The 14,912-nt window shown below is 65.0% G+C and carries 15 protein-coding genes; 13 read left to right on the top strand and 2 right to left on the bottom strand.

Annotated elements, in window-relative coordinates:
• Nucleotides 1-70 precede the first annotated feature (70 nt).
• The 13 genes from pyrH to ACSSV4_RS03475 all read left to right on the top strand — a co-directional run bounded on the left by pyrH (nt 71) and on the right by ACSSV4_RS03475 (nt 13,402).
• Nucleotides 71-802 (top strand): UMP kinase, encoded by a 732-nt coding sequence (pyrH, locus tag ACSSV4_RS03535; RefSeq protein ID WP_454273504.1) that lies wholly within the window; start codon nt 71-73, stop codon nt 800-802.
• A 46-nt stretch (nt 803-848) separates the two neighbouring features.
• Nucleotides 849-1,412, top strand: coding sequence for a ribosome recycling factor (gene frr / locus ACSSV4_RS03530; protein WP_454273502.1), 564 nt, complete (start codon nt 849-851; stop codon nt 1,410-1,412).
• Nucleotides 1,413-2,156 carry an isoprenyl transferase gene (locus ACSSV4_RS03525; protein WP_454273501.1) on the top strand — a complete coding sequence of 248 codons (744 nt, stop codon included), beginning with the start codon at nt 1,413-1,415 and terminating at the stop codon, nt 2,154-2,156.
• Entirely contained in the window at nt 2,153-2,932 is a 780-nt protein-coding gene (locus tag ACSSV4_RS03520) for a phosphatidate cytidylyltransferase (protein WP_454273499.1), read from the top strand. Before ACSSV4_RS03525 ends, ACSSV4_RS03520 begins: the two co-directional genes overlap by 4 nt.
• The gene (gene dxr, locus ACSSV4_RS03515) at nt 2,929-4,101 is read left to right on the top strand and encodes a 1-deoxy-D-xylulose-5-phosphate reductoisomerase (RefSeq protein WP_454273498.1); all 1,173 of its coding nucleotides are present in this window, start codon (nt 2,929-2,931) and stop codon (nt 4,099-4,101) included. Before ACSSV4_RS03520 ends, dxr begins: the two co-directional genes overlap by 4 nt.
• A 9-nt stretch (nt 4,102-4,110) precedes the next feature.
• Nucleotides 4,111-5,460, top strand: coding sequence for an RIP metalloprotease RseP (gene rseP / locus ACSSV4_RS03510; protein ID WP_454273496.1), 1,350 nt, complete (start codon nt 4,111-4,113; stop codon nt 5,458-5,460).
• 117 nt (nt 5,461-5,577) lie between these two features.
• On the top strand, nt 5,578-6,807 hold the full coding sequence (locus ACSSV4_RS03505) for an N-acetylmuramoyl-L-alanine amidase (protein WP_454273495.1): 1,230 nt from the start codon (nt 5,578-5,580) through the stop codon (nt 6,805-6,807).
• A 76-nt stretch (nt 6,808-6,883) separates the two neighbouring features.
• Nucleotides 6,884-9,394, top strand: a complete 2,511-nt coding sequence (locus ACSSV4_RS03500; protein ID WP_454273872.1) for a penicillin-binding protein 1A — start codon at nt 6,884-6,886, stop codon at nt 9,392-9,394.
• Between the two features lie 210 nt (nt 9,395-9,604).
• On the top strand, nt 9,605-10,732 hold the full coding sequence (gene prfB, locus ACSSV4_RS03495) for a peptide chain release factor 2 (RefSeq protein ID WP_454273493.1): 1,128 nt from the start codon (nt 9,605-9,607) through the stop codon (nt 10,730-10,732).
• Nucleotides 10,733-10,891: 159 nt separating this feature from the next.
• Nucleotides 10,892-11,122 (top strand): twin-arginine translocase TatA/TatE family subunit, encoded by a 231-nt coding sequence (locus tag ACSSV4_RS03490; RefSeq protein WP_454273491.1) that lies wholly within the window; start codon nt 10,892-10,894, stop codon nt 11,120-11,122.
• A 7-nt stretch (nt 11,123-11,129) separates the two neighbouring features.
• Nucleotides 11,130-11,648 (top strand): Sec-independent protein translocase protein TatB, encoded by a 519-nt coding sequence (gene tatB / locus ACSSV4_RS03485; protein WP_454273489.1) that lies wholly within the window; start codon nt 11,130-11,132, stop codon nt 11,646-11,648.
• Nucleotides 11,645-12,562: a twin-arginine translocase subunit TatC gene (gene tatC, locus ACSSV4_RS03480; RefSeq protein WP_454273488.1), complete on the top strand. Its 918-nt coding sequence runs from the start codon at nt 11,645-11,647 to the stop codon at nt 12,560-12,562. The genes tatB and tatC overlap by 4 nt, the downstream gene beginning before the upstream one ends.
• Nucleotides 12,563-13,402 (top strand): ATP-binding protein, encoded by an 840-nt coding sequence (locus tag ACSSV4_RS03475; RefSeq protein WP_454273486.1) that lies wholly within the window; start codon nt 12,563-12,565, stop codon nt 13,400-13,402. It begins immediately after the preceding gene.
• A 28-nt stretch (nt 13,403-13,430) separates the two neighbouring features.
• Here the strand turns inward: ACSSV4_RS03475 and ACSSV4_RS03470 are convergent, their stop codons facing one another.
• Nucleotides 13,431-14,324, bottom strand: a complete 894-nt coding sequence (locus ACSSV4_RS03470; RefSeq protein WP_454273485.1) for a fructose bisphosphate aldolase — start codon at nt 14,322-14,324, stop codon at nt 13,431-13,433.
• A gap of 137 nt (nt 14,325-14,461) precedes the next feature.
• Complete coding sequence (locus tag ACSSV4_RS03465; RefSeq protein ID WP_454273483.1) at nt 14,462-14,872, bottom strand: group III truncated hemoglobin; 411 nt, start codon at nt 14,870-14,872, stop codon at nt 14,462-14,464.
• Nucleotides 14,873-14,912 lie beyond the last annotated feature (40 nt).

The following is a 14,912-nucleotide window of genomic DNA, read 5'->3' as shown; positions in this document are numbered from 1 at the left end:
TTTTCAGCGATTGCACCTGCCGCCCATTTGCGACATTTTGCGGCCAACCCGAAATTCAGCGGAGATTGCGATGACAGCCCCCGACAGCCCGAAGCCGAGATTCAGCCGCGTCATGCTCAAGATCTCGGGGGAGGCGTTGATGGGGGATACAACCTACGGTCTGCACCCCCCCACCGTCGAGCGCATCGCACGCGAGGTGAAGATCGTCCACGATCTCGGCGTCGAGATCTGCATGGTGATCGGCGGCGGCAACATCTTTCGCGGTTTGCAGGGGTCCGCGCAGGGGATGGAGCGTACCACAGCCGACTACATGGGCATGCTGGCCACGGTGATGAACGCGCTCGCCATGCAATCGGCGCTGGAAAAACTCGGCGTCTATTGCCGGGTGATCTCGGCCATCCGGATGGACGAGGTGGCAGAGCCCTATATCCGCCGCCGCGCGGTGCGCCACCTGGAGAAAAAGCGGGTCTGCATCTTTGCGGCAGGCACCGGCAACCCCTATTTCACCACCGACACGGCGGCCACGCTGCGCGCCAACGAAATGGCCTGCGAGGCGATCCTGAAGGGCACCAAGGTGGATGGCGTCTATGACAAGGACCCGATCAAGCATGCGGATGCCAAGCGCTTCGAACAGGTCACCTATGACGAGGTTCTGGCGCAGCATCTGGGGGTGATGGACGCCTCGGCGATTGCTCTGGCGCGTGACAACAACCTGCCGATCATCGTCTTCTCGCTCGATGAGCCGGGCGGGTTCAAGGGCATTCTCGCCGGCGAGGGTACCTATACAACCGTGCACGGTTGAGGCTAAACAGGGGACAAGAGGCAGCCCGCAAGAAGGACCGAACGACATGGCTGACGATATTGAAATCGACACGGGCGACCTGGAGCGCCGGATGGAAGGGGCGATGAATTCGCTCAGGACCGAGTTTGCCTCACTGCGCACAGGCCGGGCCTCGGCCTCGATGCTGGAGCCGGTGCAGGTCGATGCCTATGGCCAGATGACCCCGATCAACCAGGTGGGCACGGTCAACGTGCCGGAACCGCGCATGGTGACCATCAATGTCTGGGACAAGGGCCTGGTCGGCAAGGTCGAGAAGGCCATCCGCGAAAGCGGACTGGGGATCAACCCGCAGCTCAATGGCACGATCATCATGCTGCCGATCCCCGAGTTGAACGAAGAGCGTCGCAAGGAGTTGACCAAGGTCGCCTCGCAATACGCCGAACATGCCCGCGTGGCGATCCGCAACGTCCGCCGCGACGGCATGGATAAGATCAAGAAGGCCAAGGCCGGCGGCATGTCCGAGGACGATCAGAAGTTCTGGGAGACCGAGGTGCAGGATCTGACCGACCGCTTCATCAAGCATGTCGACGAGGCGCTGGAGCACAAGCAAGCCGAGATCATGCAGGTCTGAATGATGAAGGACGCGTACATGGCAAAGACCAAGCCCGCAGGCGAGGGCCCGCGTCATGTGGCGATCATCATGGACGGCAATGGCCGCTGGGCGCAAAAGCGCGGACGTCCGCGCCTCTTTGGTCATCACGCGGGCGCGCGCCGGGTGCGCGAGATTGTCGAATCCTGCCCGGGCCTCGGCGTCAAATACCTGACAATGTTTGCCTTTTCGACGGAAAACTGGCGCCGCACCCAGACCGAGGTGGCCGGGCTGATGAGCCTCTTTCGCCGCTACATCATGAAGGAAATGCAGGAGTTCGTGCGCGAGAATGTGCGCGTGCGCTTCATCGGCGACCGGCCCCGGCTCGATGCCAAGCTGCGCGGGCTGATGGATGAGGCCGAGGCGATGACCGCCCACTGCACGGGCACGAACCTGACCATCGCGCTCAATTACGGCGGGCGCGACGAGGTTTCGCGCGCCACTCAGCGGCTGGCGCGGGACGTGGCGGAGGGGCGGCTCAGACCCGAGGATGTCGATGAGGAGACGCTGCCGCGCTACCTCGATACCTGCGTGCTGCCCGATCCCGATCTGGTGATCCGCACCAGTGGCGAGGCACGGATTTCCAATTTCCTGCTGTGGCAGTCGGCCTATGCGGAATACGAGTTCATCGACACGCTCTGGCCCGATTTCACGCCTGACATCTTTGCGTCGCTGCTGGCGCAATACGGCGCGCGCGACCGGCGGTTCGGGGCCGTCCCCGCATGAGTGCTGCCGCCCGATGGTACGATCTGGCCCCGAGGATGATCTCGGGGCTGGCCATGGTGGCCGTCGGCGCAGGGGCGATCTGGATCGGCGGCGCGGTCTTTGCCGGGCTGGTCGCGGCGCTGGCCGGGCTGACGGTCTGGGAAGGCGCGCGCATGTTCGCGGCCCCTGACGCACCGCGCTCGGGCCTGTTGGCCGCGACTGCGGTGGTGCTGGCGCTCTGGCTGCCGGGCCTTGTGGTGCTGCCGCTTTTGCTGGCGGTGGCGCTGGTCACGGTGCGGGCGGTCGAGCGCGAGCGCGGGCCGTTCTTCGCACTCACCCTCTGGGCGCTACTGGGCTGCTACGCCATGGGTCTGCTGCGTGCCGAGGCGGGGGGCGTCTGGGTGCTGTGGCTGGTCTCGATCGTGGTCGTCTCTGACGTGGCGGGCTATTTCGCGGGCCGCAGCCTGGGCGGGCCGAAATTCTGGCCGCGCGTCAGCCCAAAGAAAACCTGGTCGGGCACCGTGGCGGGCTGGCTCGGGGCAGGGATCATCGGTGCGCTCTTCGCGGTCTCGACCGGGACCGGGCTGGAGCTCATTCCGGTCTCGATCCTCGTCGGGTTTGCCGGGCAGATGGGCGATATCGCCGAGAGCGCCGTCAAGCGACTGCGCGAGGTCAAGGATAGTTCCAACCTCATTCCCGGCCATGGTGGCGTGCTCGACCGGTTCGATGCGATGCTGGGGGCGGCGCTGGTGGTGGTGATCCTGTGGGCGCTTGGCCTGATGCCGGGGGTGGCATGAAGCGGGTGTCCATTCTGGGCGCATCCGGCTCGGTCGGGCAGAGCACGATCGACCTTATTTCGCGTGATCCGGAGGCCTATGACGTGGTGGCGCTGACCGGGGGCGGCAATGTCGCGCGACTGGCGGCCGATGCCCGTGCGCTCAACGCCGATCTGGCAGTCGTGGCGCAGGAGGATCTGTTGCCGGATCTGCGCGCCGCGCTCGATGGCTCGGGGGTGGAGGCCGCCGCCGGGCGCAACGCGCTGATCGAGGCGGCGCGGCGGCCCGCAGATTGGGTGATGTCGGCTATCGTGGGCGCGGCGGGGCTGGCGCCCGGTCTGGCGGCGCTGGAGCAGGGCGCGACGCTGGCGCTGGCCAACAAGGAATCGCTGGTCACTGCCGGGCCACTGCTGATGGCGACGGCGCGGACGCATGGCGCGCGGATTCTGCCGGTGGACAGCGAGCATTCGGCGATCTTTCAGGCGCTCGTGGGTGAGGACCGGGCGGCGGTGACACGCGTGATCCTGACCGCCTCGGGCGGGGCGTTTCGCGACTGGCCGCTGGAGCGGCTGGCGGCGGCGACGGTATCAGAGGCGTCCTGCCATCCCAACTGGGATATGGGACAGCGGATCACCATCGATTCGGCGTCGATGTTCAACAAGGCGCTGGAGATGATCGAGGCCCGCGAATTCTTCGGCTTTGCCCCGGATCAGATCGAGGTTCTGGTGCACCCGCAGTCGCTGGTGCACGCGCTGGTGGGGTTCTGCGATGGCGGGCTGATAGCGCATGTCGGCCCGCCGGACATGCGCCATGCCATCGGTTATGCGCTCAACTGGCCGGACCGGCGCAGCTTGCCGGTGGCGACGCTTGATCTCGCGGCGGTGGGACTGCTGGAGTTTCGTGCGCCCTGCGAGACGCGCTATCCTGCGCTGCGGCTGGCGCGCGAGGTGATGGCGGCGGGCGGTTTGACGGGGGCGATATTCAACGCCGCCAAGGAACGCGCGCTGGATCACTTCATCGCCGGACGAGTGCGCTTTACCGATATGAGCGCGATTGTCGAGGACACTCTCGCAGCCCTTTCAGCGCAGCCCGAGGCGCGTTGTGACGATCCGACCCTTGATGTGGTGGCCCATATGGACCATCTGGCAAGGGATGAGGCCGACCGGGCGGCCATGATGCGACAAATTTAGGGACAGCACGTGGATATACTGACTTTCCTGCCGCAATTCGGCAGCGTTTTCATGACCATACTGGCCTTCATCGTGGCCCTTTCGGTGATTGTGGCGGTGCATGAATACGGCCATTACATCGTCGGGCGCTGGTCCGGCATCAAGGCGGAGGTGTTCTCGCTCGGCTTTGGCCCGGTGCTGTTTTCGCGCGTTGACCGGCATGGCACACGCTGGCAGGTGGCGGCGCTGCCGTTTGGCGGCTACGTGAAATTTCTGGGTGATTCCGACGCGGCGAGCGGTAAGGACGGCTCGGCAATTGCGGACCTGCCGCCAGAGCGTTTGCGCCAGACCATGCACGGTGCGCCGCTCTGGGCGCGCACGGCGACGGTGGCGGCGGGGCCGGTGTTCAACTTCATCCTGTCGATTCTGGTGTTCGCTGCGGTGATGATGTCCGGTGGCAAGACCGCCGATCCGCTGACCGTGGGCGAGTTGAAGCCGCTGCCGTTTGAGGGGGTGACGCTGCAACCGGGCGACGAGATCTTGTCGGTCGCAGGCACGTCTCTGCCGGATATCGAGAATGGCGAGGTCTATGACGAGTTTCTCGACACGCTGCCGATGCGCGCGCTGCTCGAGTATGAGGTTCGGCGCGCGGATGACCGCGTGACCGCGCAGGGCCCGCATCTGCTTCCTCCGTTGGTGGGGAGCCTGTCGCCGCAATCGGCTGCGTTCGATGCCGGGCTGAAGGCGGGCGACGTGATCACCGCCGTGAACGACCGGCCCGTCGTGGCATTTTCGGAACTCAAGGAGATCGTCGAAGGCTCGAACGGGGCGCCGCTCGCGCTGACCATGTGGCGGCCTGAAAGCGGCCCATATGAGACAACGCTGACCCCGCGCCGGGTGGATGAGCCGCAGCCCGAGGGCGGATTCAAGACCGAATGGCGCATCGGGGTGGCGGGGGCCATGGCATTCGAGCCCGCAACCGAGGCGCTCGGTCCGGTCGAGGCGCTCGGCGCTGCGGTGACACAGACCGGTGATATCATTCGAAGCTCGCTTTCAGGCCTCTATCACATGGTCACCGGGGCGATCAGCAGTTGCAACATGTCCGGCCCGATCGGCATCGCCGAGGTGTCGGGTGCGATGGCCAGCCAGGGCGCGCAAAGCTTCATCTGGTTCATCGCGGTGCTCTCGACCGCCGTGGGGCTTCTGAACCTCTTCCCGGTGCCGGTGCTCGATGGCGGGCATCTGGTGTTCTATGCCTATGAGGCCGTCGCCGGTCGCCCCCCGAGCGATCGCGCATTGCGGGTGCTGATGACGGTGGGGCTGACGCTGATCCTGTCGCTGATGCTGTTTGCGGTGTTCAACGATCTCTTCTGCCCGTGACGCGCGCCTGCGGGGCGGAGGCCGGAATTTGAGTATTTGTGGAACGGTGACGGGCAGGGGGTGTTTTTGCCGCTTGGTTGATTTATCCTGCCGGGCAACGAGACCGGGGATCGGCGGATGAGCAGTATCATTCGAACATGGCTGATGCAGCTGGCGCTGCTGGTCTGTGCCTTTAGCGCGCAGGCGCAGGGGGAAGGATTCAGCGGTCTGGCGCGGCTCGATCCGGCGCGGAGTGCGATCACCGATGCGGGCGGCGGGCTCGATGTGACGCTGGCGCTGTCGCAGGGCGTGCCTTGGCGGGTCTTCACACTCGACGATCCGGCGCGTCTGGTGCTCGATTTCCGCGAGGTGGACTGGCAGGGCGCGGGAGCGCGCGAACTGATCGACGGGCAACGCGCGCTTGGCCTGCGGCTGGGGCAGATCCGGCCCGGCTGGTCGCGCATGGTGGTCGATCTCGCAGGGCCGCATGTGCTGGAAGAGGCCGGGCTGCGTGTCGATCCGCAGAGCGGCATGGCCCTGCTGCAACTGCGCCTCGGCGCACCGGATCCGCAGACCTTTGCCGCTGAGGCGGGCGCGCCTGACCTGCCGGGTTGGGATTTGCCCGCCGCCGCGCCCGTGCCCGAGCCGCCCGCGCCCCACAGCGGTGCCTTGCGCGTGGTGCTCGATCCCGGGCATGGCGGCATTGATCCGGGGGCTGAGGCGGATGGCACGCAGGAAAAGGACTTGATGCTGACCTTCGCGCGCGAATTGCGCGAGGTGCTGATGCGCGCGGGCGGCTTCGAGGTGGTGCTGACCCGCGATGCCGACGAATTCGTCAGCCTGGAGCGGCGGGTGGCACTGGCGCATCGGGCCGGGGCGGATGTGTTCGTGTCGCTGCATGCCGATGCGCTCTCGGGCGCGCGGGCGCGCGGGGCGTCGGTCTATACGCTCTCTGACAGCGCGTCGGATGCCGCGAGTGCCGCGCTGGCCGAGCGCCACAACCGCGCCGATATCCTCGCCGGGGTCGATCTGAGCGGCAAGGACGACGTGGTGGCCGACGTGCTGATGGATCTGGCGCGGATGGAGACGCAGCCGCGCGCCGATCATCTGGCGGAGGTGCTGCTCGATACATTGCGCGCCGCCGATCTGCCCCTCTTGTCGCGGCCCCAGCGGCATGCCGGGTTCTCTGTGCTCAAGGCCCCGGACATCCCCTCGGTGCTGATCGAACTGGGATTTCTCTCCAGCCAGCGCGACCTCAAGAACCTGCGTGATGCCGACTGGCGGGCACAGGTGGCGGAGACCCTGCGCGATGCGCTCGGGACATGGCGCGACGCTGATGCGGCGCGCGCCGGGCTGGTACGGCAATGAGCGGGGCCGCGCCAATCCTTTTGACCCTTGCGCCAGTGATGCCTATATGAGGCGCATTCATCCAGCGGGGGCGCGCGTGTTTCGACCGATTCTGAGCCTGTTCGGCACTGTCTTCAGCCTGATCACCCTGATCGTGGTGATCGTCGGGCTGTCGATCGGCGCGATCCTGCATATCTACGGCAAGGATTTGCCAAGCCATGAGAGCCTGGCCAATTACACGCCGCCCACGATCAGCCGGATCTATTCCAGCGAGGGGCGGATCATCGACGAGTTTGCCCGCGAGCGGAGGCTCTTCACCCCTGCCGAGGATATTCCCGATCTGGTGAAACAGGCCTTCATCAGTGCCGAGGACAAGAATTTCTACGAGCATGGCGGCTATGACGCCGTGGGCATCGCCTCGGCCATCGTCGATGCTGTCAAGTCGCGCGGGCGCAATCTGCGTGGCGCCTCGACCATCACGCAGCAGGTGATGAAGAATTTTCTGCTCTCCGGCGACCGGCAACTGGAACGCAAGATCAAGGAGATCATCCTTGCCACCCGGATCGAGGAGACGCTGAGCAAGGAGAAGATTCTCGAGCTTTACCTGAACGAGATTTTCCTCGGTCAGAACAGTTATGGCGTCACCGCCGCCGCGCAGACCTATTTCAACAAGACCCTGAGCGAACTGGCCCCGCACGAGGCGGCGACCATCGCGGCCATGCCAAAGGCCCCGAGCGATTATCACCCGGTGCGCGAGAAGGCGCGTCTGCTCGACCGACGCAATTTCGTGCTGCGGGAGATGTGGGAGAACGGCTATCTGACCGAGGCGGAGTATGATGCGGAGCGCGAGGCGCCGCTGCGCTCGGTGCAGAACGGAGATTTCGCGCCGTTCAGCGCCGATTTGCCGCCGCGCGATTACTTTACCGACGAGATCCGCCGACAGCTCAGCGAGGATTTCGGCGAGGGCGAGTTTTTCTCGGGCGGGCTGTCGGTGCGGGCAACCGTCGATCCCGAGATGCAGGAGAATGCGGCCCGCGCGCTGCGACGCCAGCTGGAGCAATATGATCGGGGACGGGGGCGCTGGCGTGGCACCGGGCAGACCCTGCCGGTCGAGGCGCTCGCCTCGGAGGACAGCTGGCGCGCGGCACTCAACGATCTGCGTGTGCCGCGCGATATCGAATTGAACGGGCAATGGTATCCGGCGGTGGTGCTGGAGACCGGCGACCAGACGATGCGTATCGGCATCGAAGGCGTCGAGGGCGTGCAGGAGGTGCCGCGCGCCGATATCGCCTGGCTGCCCGGCGATTTCCACGAAACGTTTGACCCAAGCGACGTGGTGCATGTGCGCCGAATGACCGAGGACGGGAGCGGCGATTTCCTCCGCTGGAGCCTGCGGCAGGTGCCCGAGGTCGAGGGCGGCTTCATGGCGATGGATGTCAACACGGGCCGGGTTCTGGCGATGCAGGGCGGGTTTTCCTATCAACATTCGGTGTTCAACCGCGCCACCCAGGCGATGCGCCAGCCCGGCTCCAGCTTCAAACCCTTTGTCTATGCCGCAGCCCTCGACAGCGGCTATTCCCCGGCCACGATCATCATCGACGCGCCGATCGAGATCGACACGCCGCAGGGTTTGTGGCGGCCGCGCAACTCATCGAACAAGTATTACGGTCCGACACCGTTGCGGACCGGCATCGAGCAATCGCGCAACCTGATGACCATCCGCCTCGCGCAGGAGGTGGGGATGGATGTGATCGCGGATTACGCCGAACGTTTCGGGGTCTATGACAATATGGGCAAGTTTCTGGCGAATTCGCTGGGCTCCGAGGAGACGACGCTGTTCAATATGGTTGCGGCCTATGCAATGTTCGCCAATGGCGGCGAGCGGGTGCGTCCGAGCCTCGTGGACCGGGTGCAGGACCGTTATGGCCGCACCATCTATGCCCAGGATCAGCGGCAATGCGTGGATTGCGACGATCCCACCCTGCCCGAGGGCCGGGGCCCGCGCATCGTGTCGGATCGCGAGCGGGTGATGAATGCGGTCACCGCCTATCAGCTCACCTCGATGATGAAAGGCGTGGTGGATCGTGGCACCGCGTCGGGAGCGATCGACCTGCCGGTTCCGGTGGCGGGCAAGACCGGCACCACCAATGATGCGCGCGACGTGTGGTTCGTGGGCTTTACCAGCAATATTGCCGCCGGGTGCTATATCGGACACGACCAGCCGCGCGGACTTGGGCGCGCGGCCTATGGCGCGTCGATGTGCGGGCCGGTGTTTCAGGAATTCATGACCGACGCGGTGGCCAAGTATGGTGGCGGTCCGTTCGAGGTGCCGCCCGGCGGTCAATTCATCAAGATCGACCGGTTCAGCGGCGCGCGTCTGCCCGACGACGCCGAGGGGGCGAATGTCGTGGCCGAGTATTTCCGCGACGGCGAGGAGCCGATCTTCGGAGTGGCCTATGATGGCGGCTTTGCGATGGGCAACGATCTCGATCTTTACAGCGGCGGTGAAAACGAGCAGGTGCGCGACGTGACCACCTCGACCGGCGAAAAGGCACAGGTCGGCGGCAAGGCGACCTTTGGGTCAATGAGTTCGGGCGGGCTTTACTAGGGCTGGGCTCCGGATGTGCCGATGGGGCGGAATAGCCTGAACCGGACATCCGATTGAAGCATCCTGCGCGGCTCACTGCAACGGCAGCAAACGGCCAGAACCGGATCCAGTATGCCCGTGATGCGCATCTCCGCGATGACGTGCTGCCCTTGCCCGGCCCGCCGCCCTGCGATATCACCCGCATCTGAGCAGGCAAGGACAGATCAGACAATGCGCGCCGAAACCCAGACCCTCGTTTCCGAGATCGAAAAATCGCTCGAGTTGCTGCGCCAGCGGCTGGGGTGGGAGACTGCCCAGCACCGGCTGGAGGAATTTAATGCCCGGGTCGAGGACCCGACGCTCTGGGACGACCCCGCGCAGGCGCAAAAGCTGATGCGAGAGCGGCAGGCGCTGGTCGACGCGCTGGAGACCCATGACAACATCAAGCAGGAGATGGAGGATCAGCTTGGCCTGATCGAGTTGGGCGAGATGGAGAACGATACCGAGGTCGTGAGCGAGGCCGAGGCCGCGCTGCGCACCCTCGCGAAGGTGGCCGCCGCCAAGGAGCTCGAGGCGCTGCTCGACGGCGAGGCGGATGCCAATGACACCTTCCTTGAGATCAATGCGGGCGCCGGTGGCACCGAGAGCTGCGACTGGGCGTCGATGCTGGCGCGGATGTATGTCCGCTGGGCCGAAAAGCGCGGCTACACCGTCGAGCTGCAATCGGAATCGGCGGGGGAAGAGGCGGGGATCAAATCCGCCGCCTACAAGATCAGCGGGCACAATGCCTATGGCTGGCTGAAATCGGAATCGGGCGTGCATCGCCTTGTCCGGATCTCGCCGTTCGATTCGGCGGCCAAGCGCCACACCTCGTTTTCGTCGGTCTGGGTTTATCCGGTAGTCGACGACAATATCGAGATCGAGGTGAATCCCGCCGATATCCGCATCGACACCTATCGCAGTTCGGGCGCGGGTGGGCAGCACGTCAACACCACCGACTCGGCGGTACGGATCACCCATATCCCGACCGGCATCGTTGTGACCTCAAGCCAGAAATCCCAGCACCAGAACCGCGACATCGCCATGAAGGCGCTGAAATCGCGGCTCTACCAACAGGAGCTTGACCGCCGCAACGCCGCGATCAACGAGGCGCATGACAACAAGGGCGATGCGGGATGGGGCAATCAGATCCGCTCTTACGTGCTGCAACCCTACCAGATGGTCAAGGATCTGCGCACCGGGGTGGAGACCTCCGATACCAAGGGGGTTCTGGACGGCGATCTCGATCAGTTCATGGCGGCAACGCTGGCGCAGAATGTCAGCGGCAAGAGCCGCGCCGAGGCGCAGGGGGGCGATTGACCGCCTTGCGGCGCGCACCTAGGGTGGGGGCAAAGAAATTGTCATGTTTTAGGGGCGCGCGCTCGCATTGGTGCTTCCAACCGGCGCTTTGAACGACTAGATAAACCAATGATATTCCCGGGGGCGATCGATGGACCCCCGTGAAAGGGAGAGACAGACATGCTGAACAATATCGGCCTTCCCGGCCTTCTTCTCATCGCCGTGGTGGTGCTGGTGCTATTCGGTCGCGGCAAGATTTCCTCGCTGATGGGCGAGGTGGGCAAGGGCATCACCTCGTTCAAGAAGGGTGTTGCCGAGGGCACCAAGGAGCTCGACGAGGACTCCAAGAAGGACGACGAGGTCGAGACCGCCCGCGACGTGACCCCCGAAGACAAAAAAGACAAGGTCTGATCGCCAAATGTTCGACCTGGGCTGGACCGAGCTTTTGCTCATCGGCATCGTGGCGCTGATCGTCGTGGGCCCCAAGGACCTGCCCGGGATGTTTCAAGCCGTGGGCAAATTCGTGGGCAAGGCCAAGGGCATGGCGCGCGAATTCAGCCGCGCGATGAATGATGCCGCCGATCAATCCGGCGTGAACGATATCCAGAAAACCTTCAAGGCCGCGTCCAACCCGATGAAATCGGCGATGGATGAGGTCAGGAAGACGACCGAGAACGCGACCCGCGATCTGACCACGGTTGACACCCCCGCGCTCAGCCCCGAACGGCAGGCGCAGGCCGACAAGATCCGTGAAAAGGCAGGCGAGATGGCCACCGCCCGCCGCGCCGCCGAGGCCGAGGCGGAGGCCAAGACCGCCGAGGCGCAGACCACGGACGCGCCCGCTAGCAAGGCTGCCAAGCCGAAGCCCAAAGCAAAACCCAGGGCCAAGGCCAGCAAGCCCGCCGCGGCCAAGACCAAGGCCGAGGACAAGGCATGAGCAGCCCAGACGAGATCGACGACAGCAGTGCCCCGCTGATCGAGCATCTGGCGGAACTGCGCACGCGGCTGATCCATTCGGTCGTGGCCTTCATCATCGGCATGGTGATCTGTTTCACCGTCGCCACCCCGATCTTCAACTTCCTCACCGCGCCGCTCTGTCAGGTCCTGGCCGAGCGCGGGCAGGATTGCGACCTGATCTTCATCTCCCCGCAAGAGGGGTTCTTCGTCGCCATCAAGGTCTCGCTTCTGGGCGGGTTCATGCTGGCCTTTCCCTATATCGCCAACCAGATGTGGCGGTTCGTGGCACCGGGGCTCTATAAATCGGAAAAGGGCGCGTTCCTGCCCTTCCTCGTCGCGTCCCCGTTCATGTTCTTCCTCGGCGCGTCCTTCGCATTCTACGTGGTCACCCCGCTGGCCTATGACTTCTTCCTCGGTTTCCAGCAATTCGGCGGGCAGGGCGAGGTGGTCGAGGGCGTGCAGGGCGCGGCTCCCCTGTCGGTGGTGTTCCAGGGCTCCGCGCAGGAATACCTCAACCTGACGATCAAGTTCATTGTGGCCTTTGGTCTCTGTTTCCAGCTTCCCGTGCTGCTCACGCTTATGGGCAAGGCGGGGCTGGTGAGCGCGCCGGGCCTGCGGTCGGTGCGCAAATACGCTGTGGTCGGCATCCTTGTGCTGGCCGCCTTGGTGACGCCGCCCGATGTCATCACCCAGATCATTCTCTTCGTCGTGGTTTACGGCCTCTACGAGGTATCGATCCAGCTTGTGCAGCGCGTGGAGCGCAAGCGCGAGGCGGAACTGCGCGAACAGGGCCTGTGGTTCGATGACGACGACGATGACGAGATCGTCCCCGACGAGGAGGAGTTGCAGGCCGAGTTCGACCGCGACGCCGCCAAGGGCAAGGACAAGGACTGAATGACCGCCGACCCGATGGACCGAATCGCCGCCGCGCTGGAGCGGATGGCCCCCGCCCCGCTGACCGCGCCCGATTTCGACACAGCCGATGCCTTTGTCTGGCATGTGTCGCCGGATCGGCTCGAGCCGGTGGCGACCGTCAACCGAGTCGATATGCAGCTTCTGGTCGGCATCGACCGGTCGCGTGATACGCTCCTTGCCAATACCCAGCAATTCGCGCGCGGTCTGTCGGCCAATAACGCGCTGCTATGGGGCGCGCGAGGCATGGGGAAATCGAGCCTTGTGAAGGCGGTACATGCGTCTGTGCGAGCCGAGGGGCTGCCGCTCAAGATCGTGGAATTGCAGCGCGAGGATCTGCCCTCGGTGGGTCGTCTGCTGAACTTTTTGCGCGGGGCGGATGCGCGGTTTCTGCTGTTTTGCGACGATCTGAGTTTTGGTCATGACGACCAGCATTATAAATCGTTGAAAGCGGTGCTCGATGGCGGGATCGAGGGGCGGCCCGAGAACGTGGTTTTCTACGCCACCTCGAACCGCCGCCACCTGATGCCGCGCGACATGATCGAGAACGAGCGCTCGACCTCGATCAACCCCTCCGAGGCGGTCGAGGAAAAGGTGTCGCTCTCGGATCGGTTCGGGCTCTGGCTGGGCTTTCATCCCTGCGATCAAGACGAATACCTGTCGATGATCCGGGGCTATTGCGATGCCTACGGGGTCGAGATCGACGACGCCACCTTACGCGCCGAGGCGATCGAATGGCAGGCCACGCGCGGTGCGCGTTCGGGCCGGGTGGCCTGGCAGTATTTCACCGACCTGGCGGGGCGGCGCGGCGTTCGGGTCTGAGCGCGCGCCGGGCCCCGGTCGAGCGCGCTCAGCCCGCGACAGAGGCCTTGTGGATACCGTCGATCGAGGCGGCGATCGTGGCGTTGAACTCAGCATCCGATTGCCGGGCCGAGAGCCCTTCGGTCAGCGCGCGGCTGAAGCTTGCGATCACGCCCCGGTTCTGCGCCAGACGCGCATTGGCCTCCTCCCGGCTATAGCCGCCCGACAGCGCCACCACGCGCAGCACGCGCGGGTGATTGACCAGCGCCTCGTAGAGATTGGGTGCCTCGGGCAGGGTCAGCTTGAGCATCACCTCCTGATCGGCGGGCAGGGCGTCGAGCTGCGCCAGGATCGCGGCGCGCAGCATCTCCTCGGCCTCGGCCTTGTCGGCGATGGAGATCGTGACCTCGGGTTCGATGATCGGCACGAGCCCGTGGCCGAGGATTTGCTGCCCGACCTCGAATTGCTGCGCGACCACGGCCTCGATGCCCGCTTCATTGGCCGCGTCGATGACCGAGCGCATCTTGGTGCCAAAAATCCCCGCCTCGACGCCGCGCGCGAGCAGCGCGTCGAGGTCCGGCATCGGTTTCATCAGCTTGACGCCGTCTGCCTCGTCGGCCAGCCCCTTGTCGACCTTGAGAAACGGCACCACGCCGCGCTCCTGCCAGAGGAAGTCGGGCGCGGGCTTGCCGCCAATGTCCCGATCCATGGTCATCTCGAAGAGGATCGCGCCGAGCACCTTCTCGCCGGTAAAGGCCGGGGCCTGCGCGATGCGGGCGCGCATGGCGTGGATCAGGTCGAACATTTCGGCGTCCGAGGCGTATTCGCTTTCCTCGACCCCGTAGAGGCGCAGCGCCTTGGGGGTGGAGCCGCCCGATTGATCGAGCGCGGCGATAAAGCCTTGCCCCTCGCGGAGTTTCTGTCTTTGCTCGGCCTGCGACATGCGATGCCCTCTTTGGTCAGGATGGAGTTTCCGCCGTCTTAGGCGAGGGGCGCGCGCCGTGCAATCGTGATGGCGCTAACAGCGGATGTCCGGGCTGCGGGCTTTTGGGGGTACTGCCGGAATTTCCAGCGACGGTCTCAGCGCAGCTTCGGCACCCCGCCGGGCAGGGTGTCACGCTCGACCACCCCGGCGCGCAAGGACCGCCCGATGCGATGCGCCAGGGCCGACCATGCGGCGGCCTGATCCGGGCGCAACTCAGCGCTCAACACACTGTCAAACAGGTCGAGCCAGGTGGAGAACATGCCGGGCCGGACATTCCTGGCCTTCACATGTGCAGCCATCGGCGACCCGTCATAGACCCGCTCATGCAGGATGGAATTGGCCCAGAAATCGGCGACCTTGGCCTCATGCGCCGGCCAGTCATCGACATGCACGGCAAAGACCGGGCCGAGCGTGGGATGCGCGCGCACCGCCTCGTAGAACGCGGCGACGACCCGCTCGATCTCGGGGCGGGTGATGTCAAAACGCGGGGGCAGGGCGGTTCTCATGGGTGTTATGTGGCCTGTCGGGGCGGTGGAGGCAAGCCCC

Source organism: Roseovarius sp. MBR-154 (genome assembly GCF_053628595.1).
Note: the sequence above shows the minus strand (reverse complement) of the source record. Positions and strands in the feature narration are given on the sequence as shown.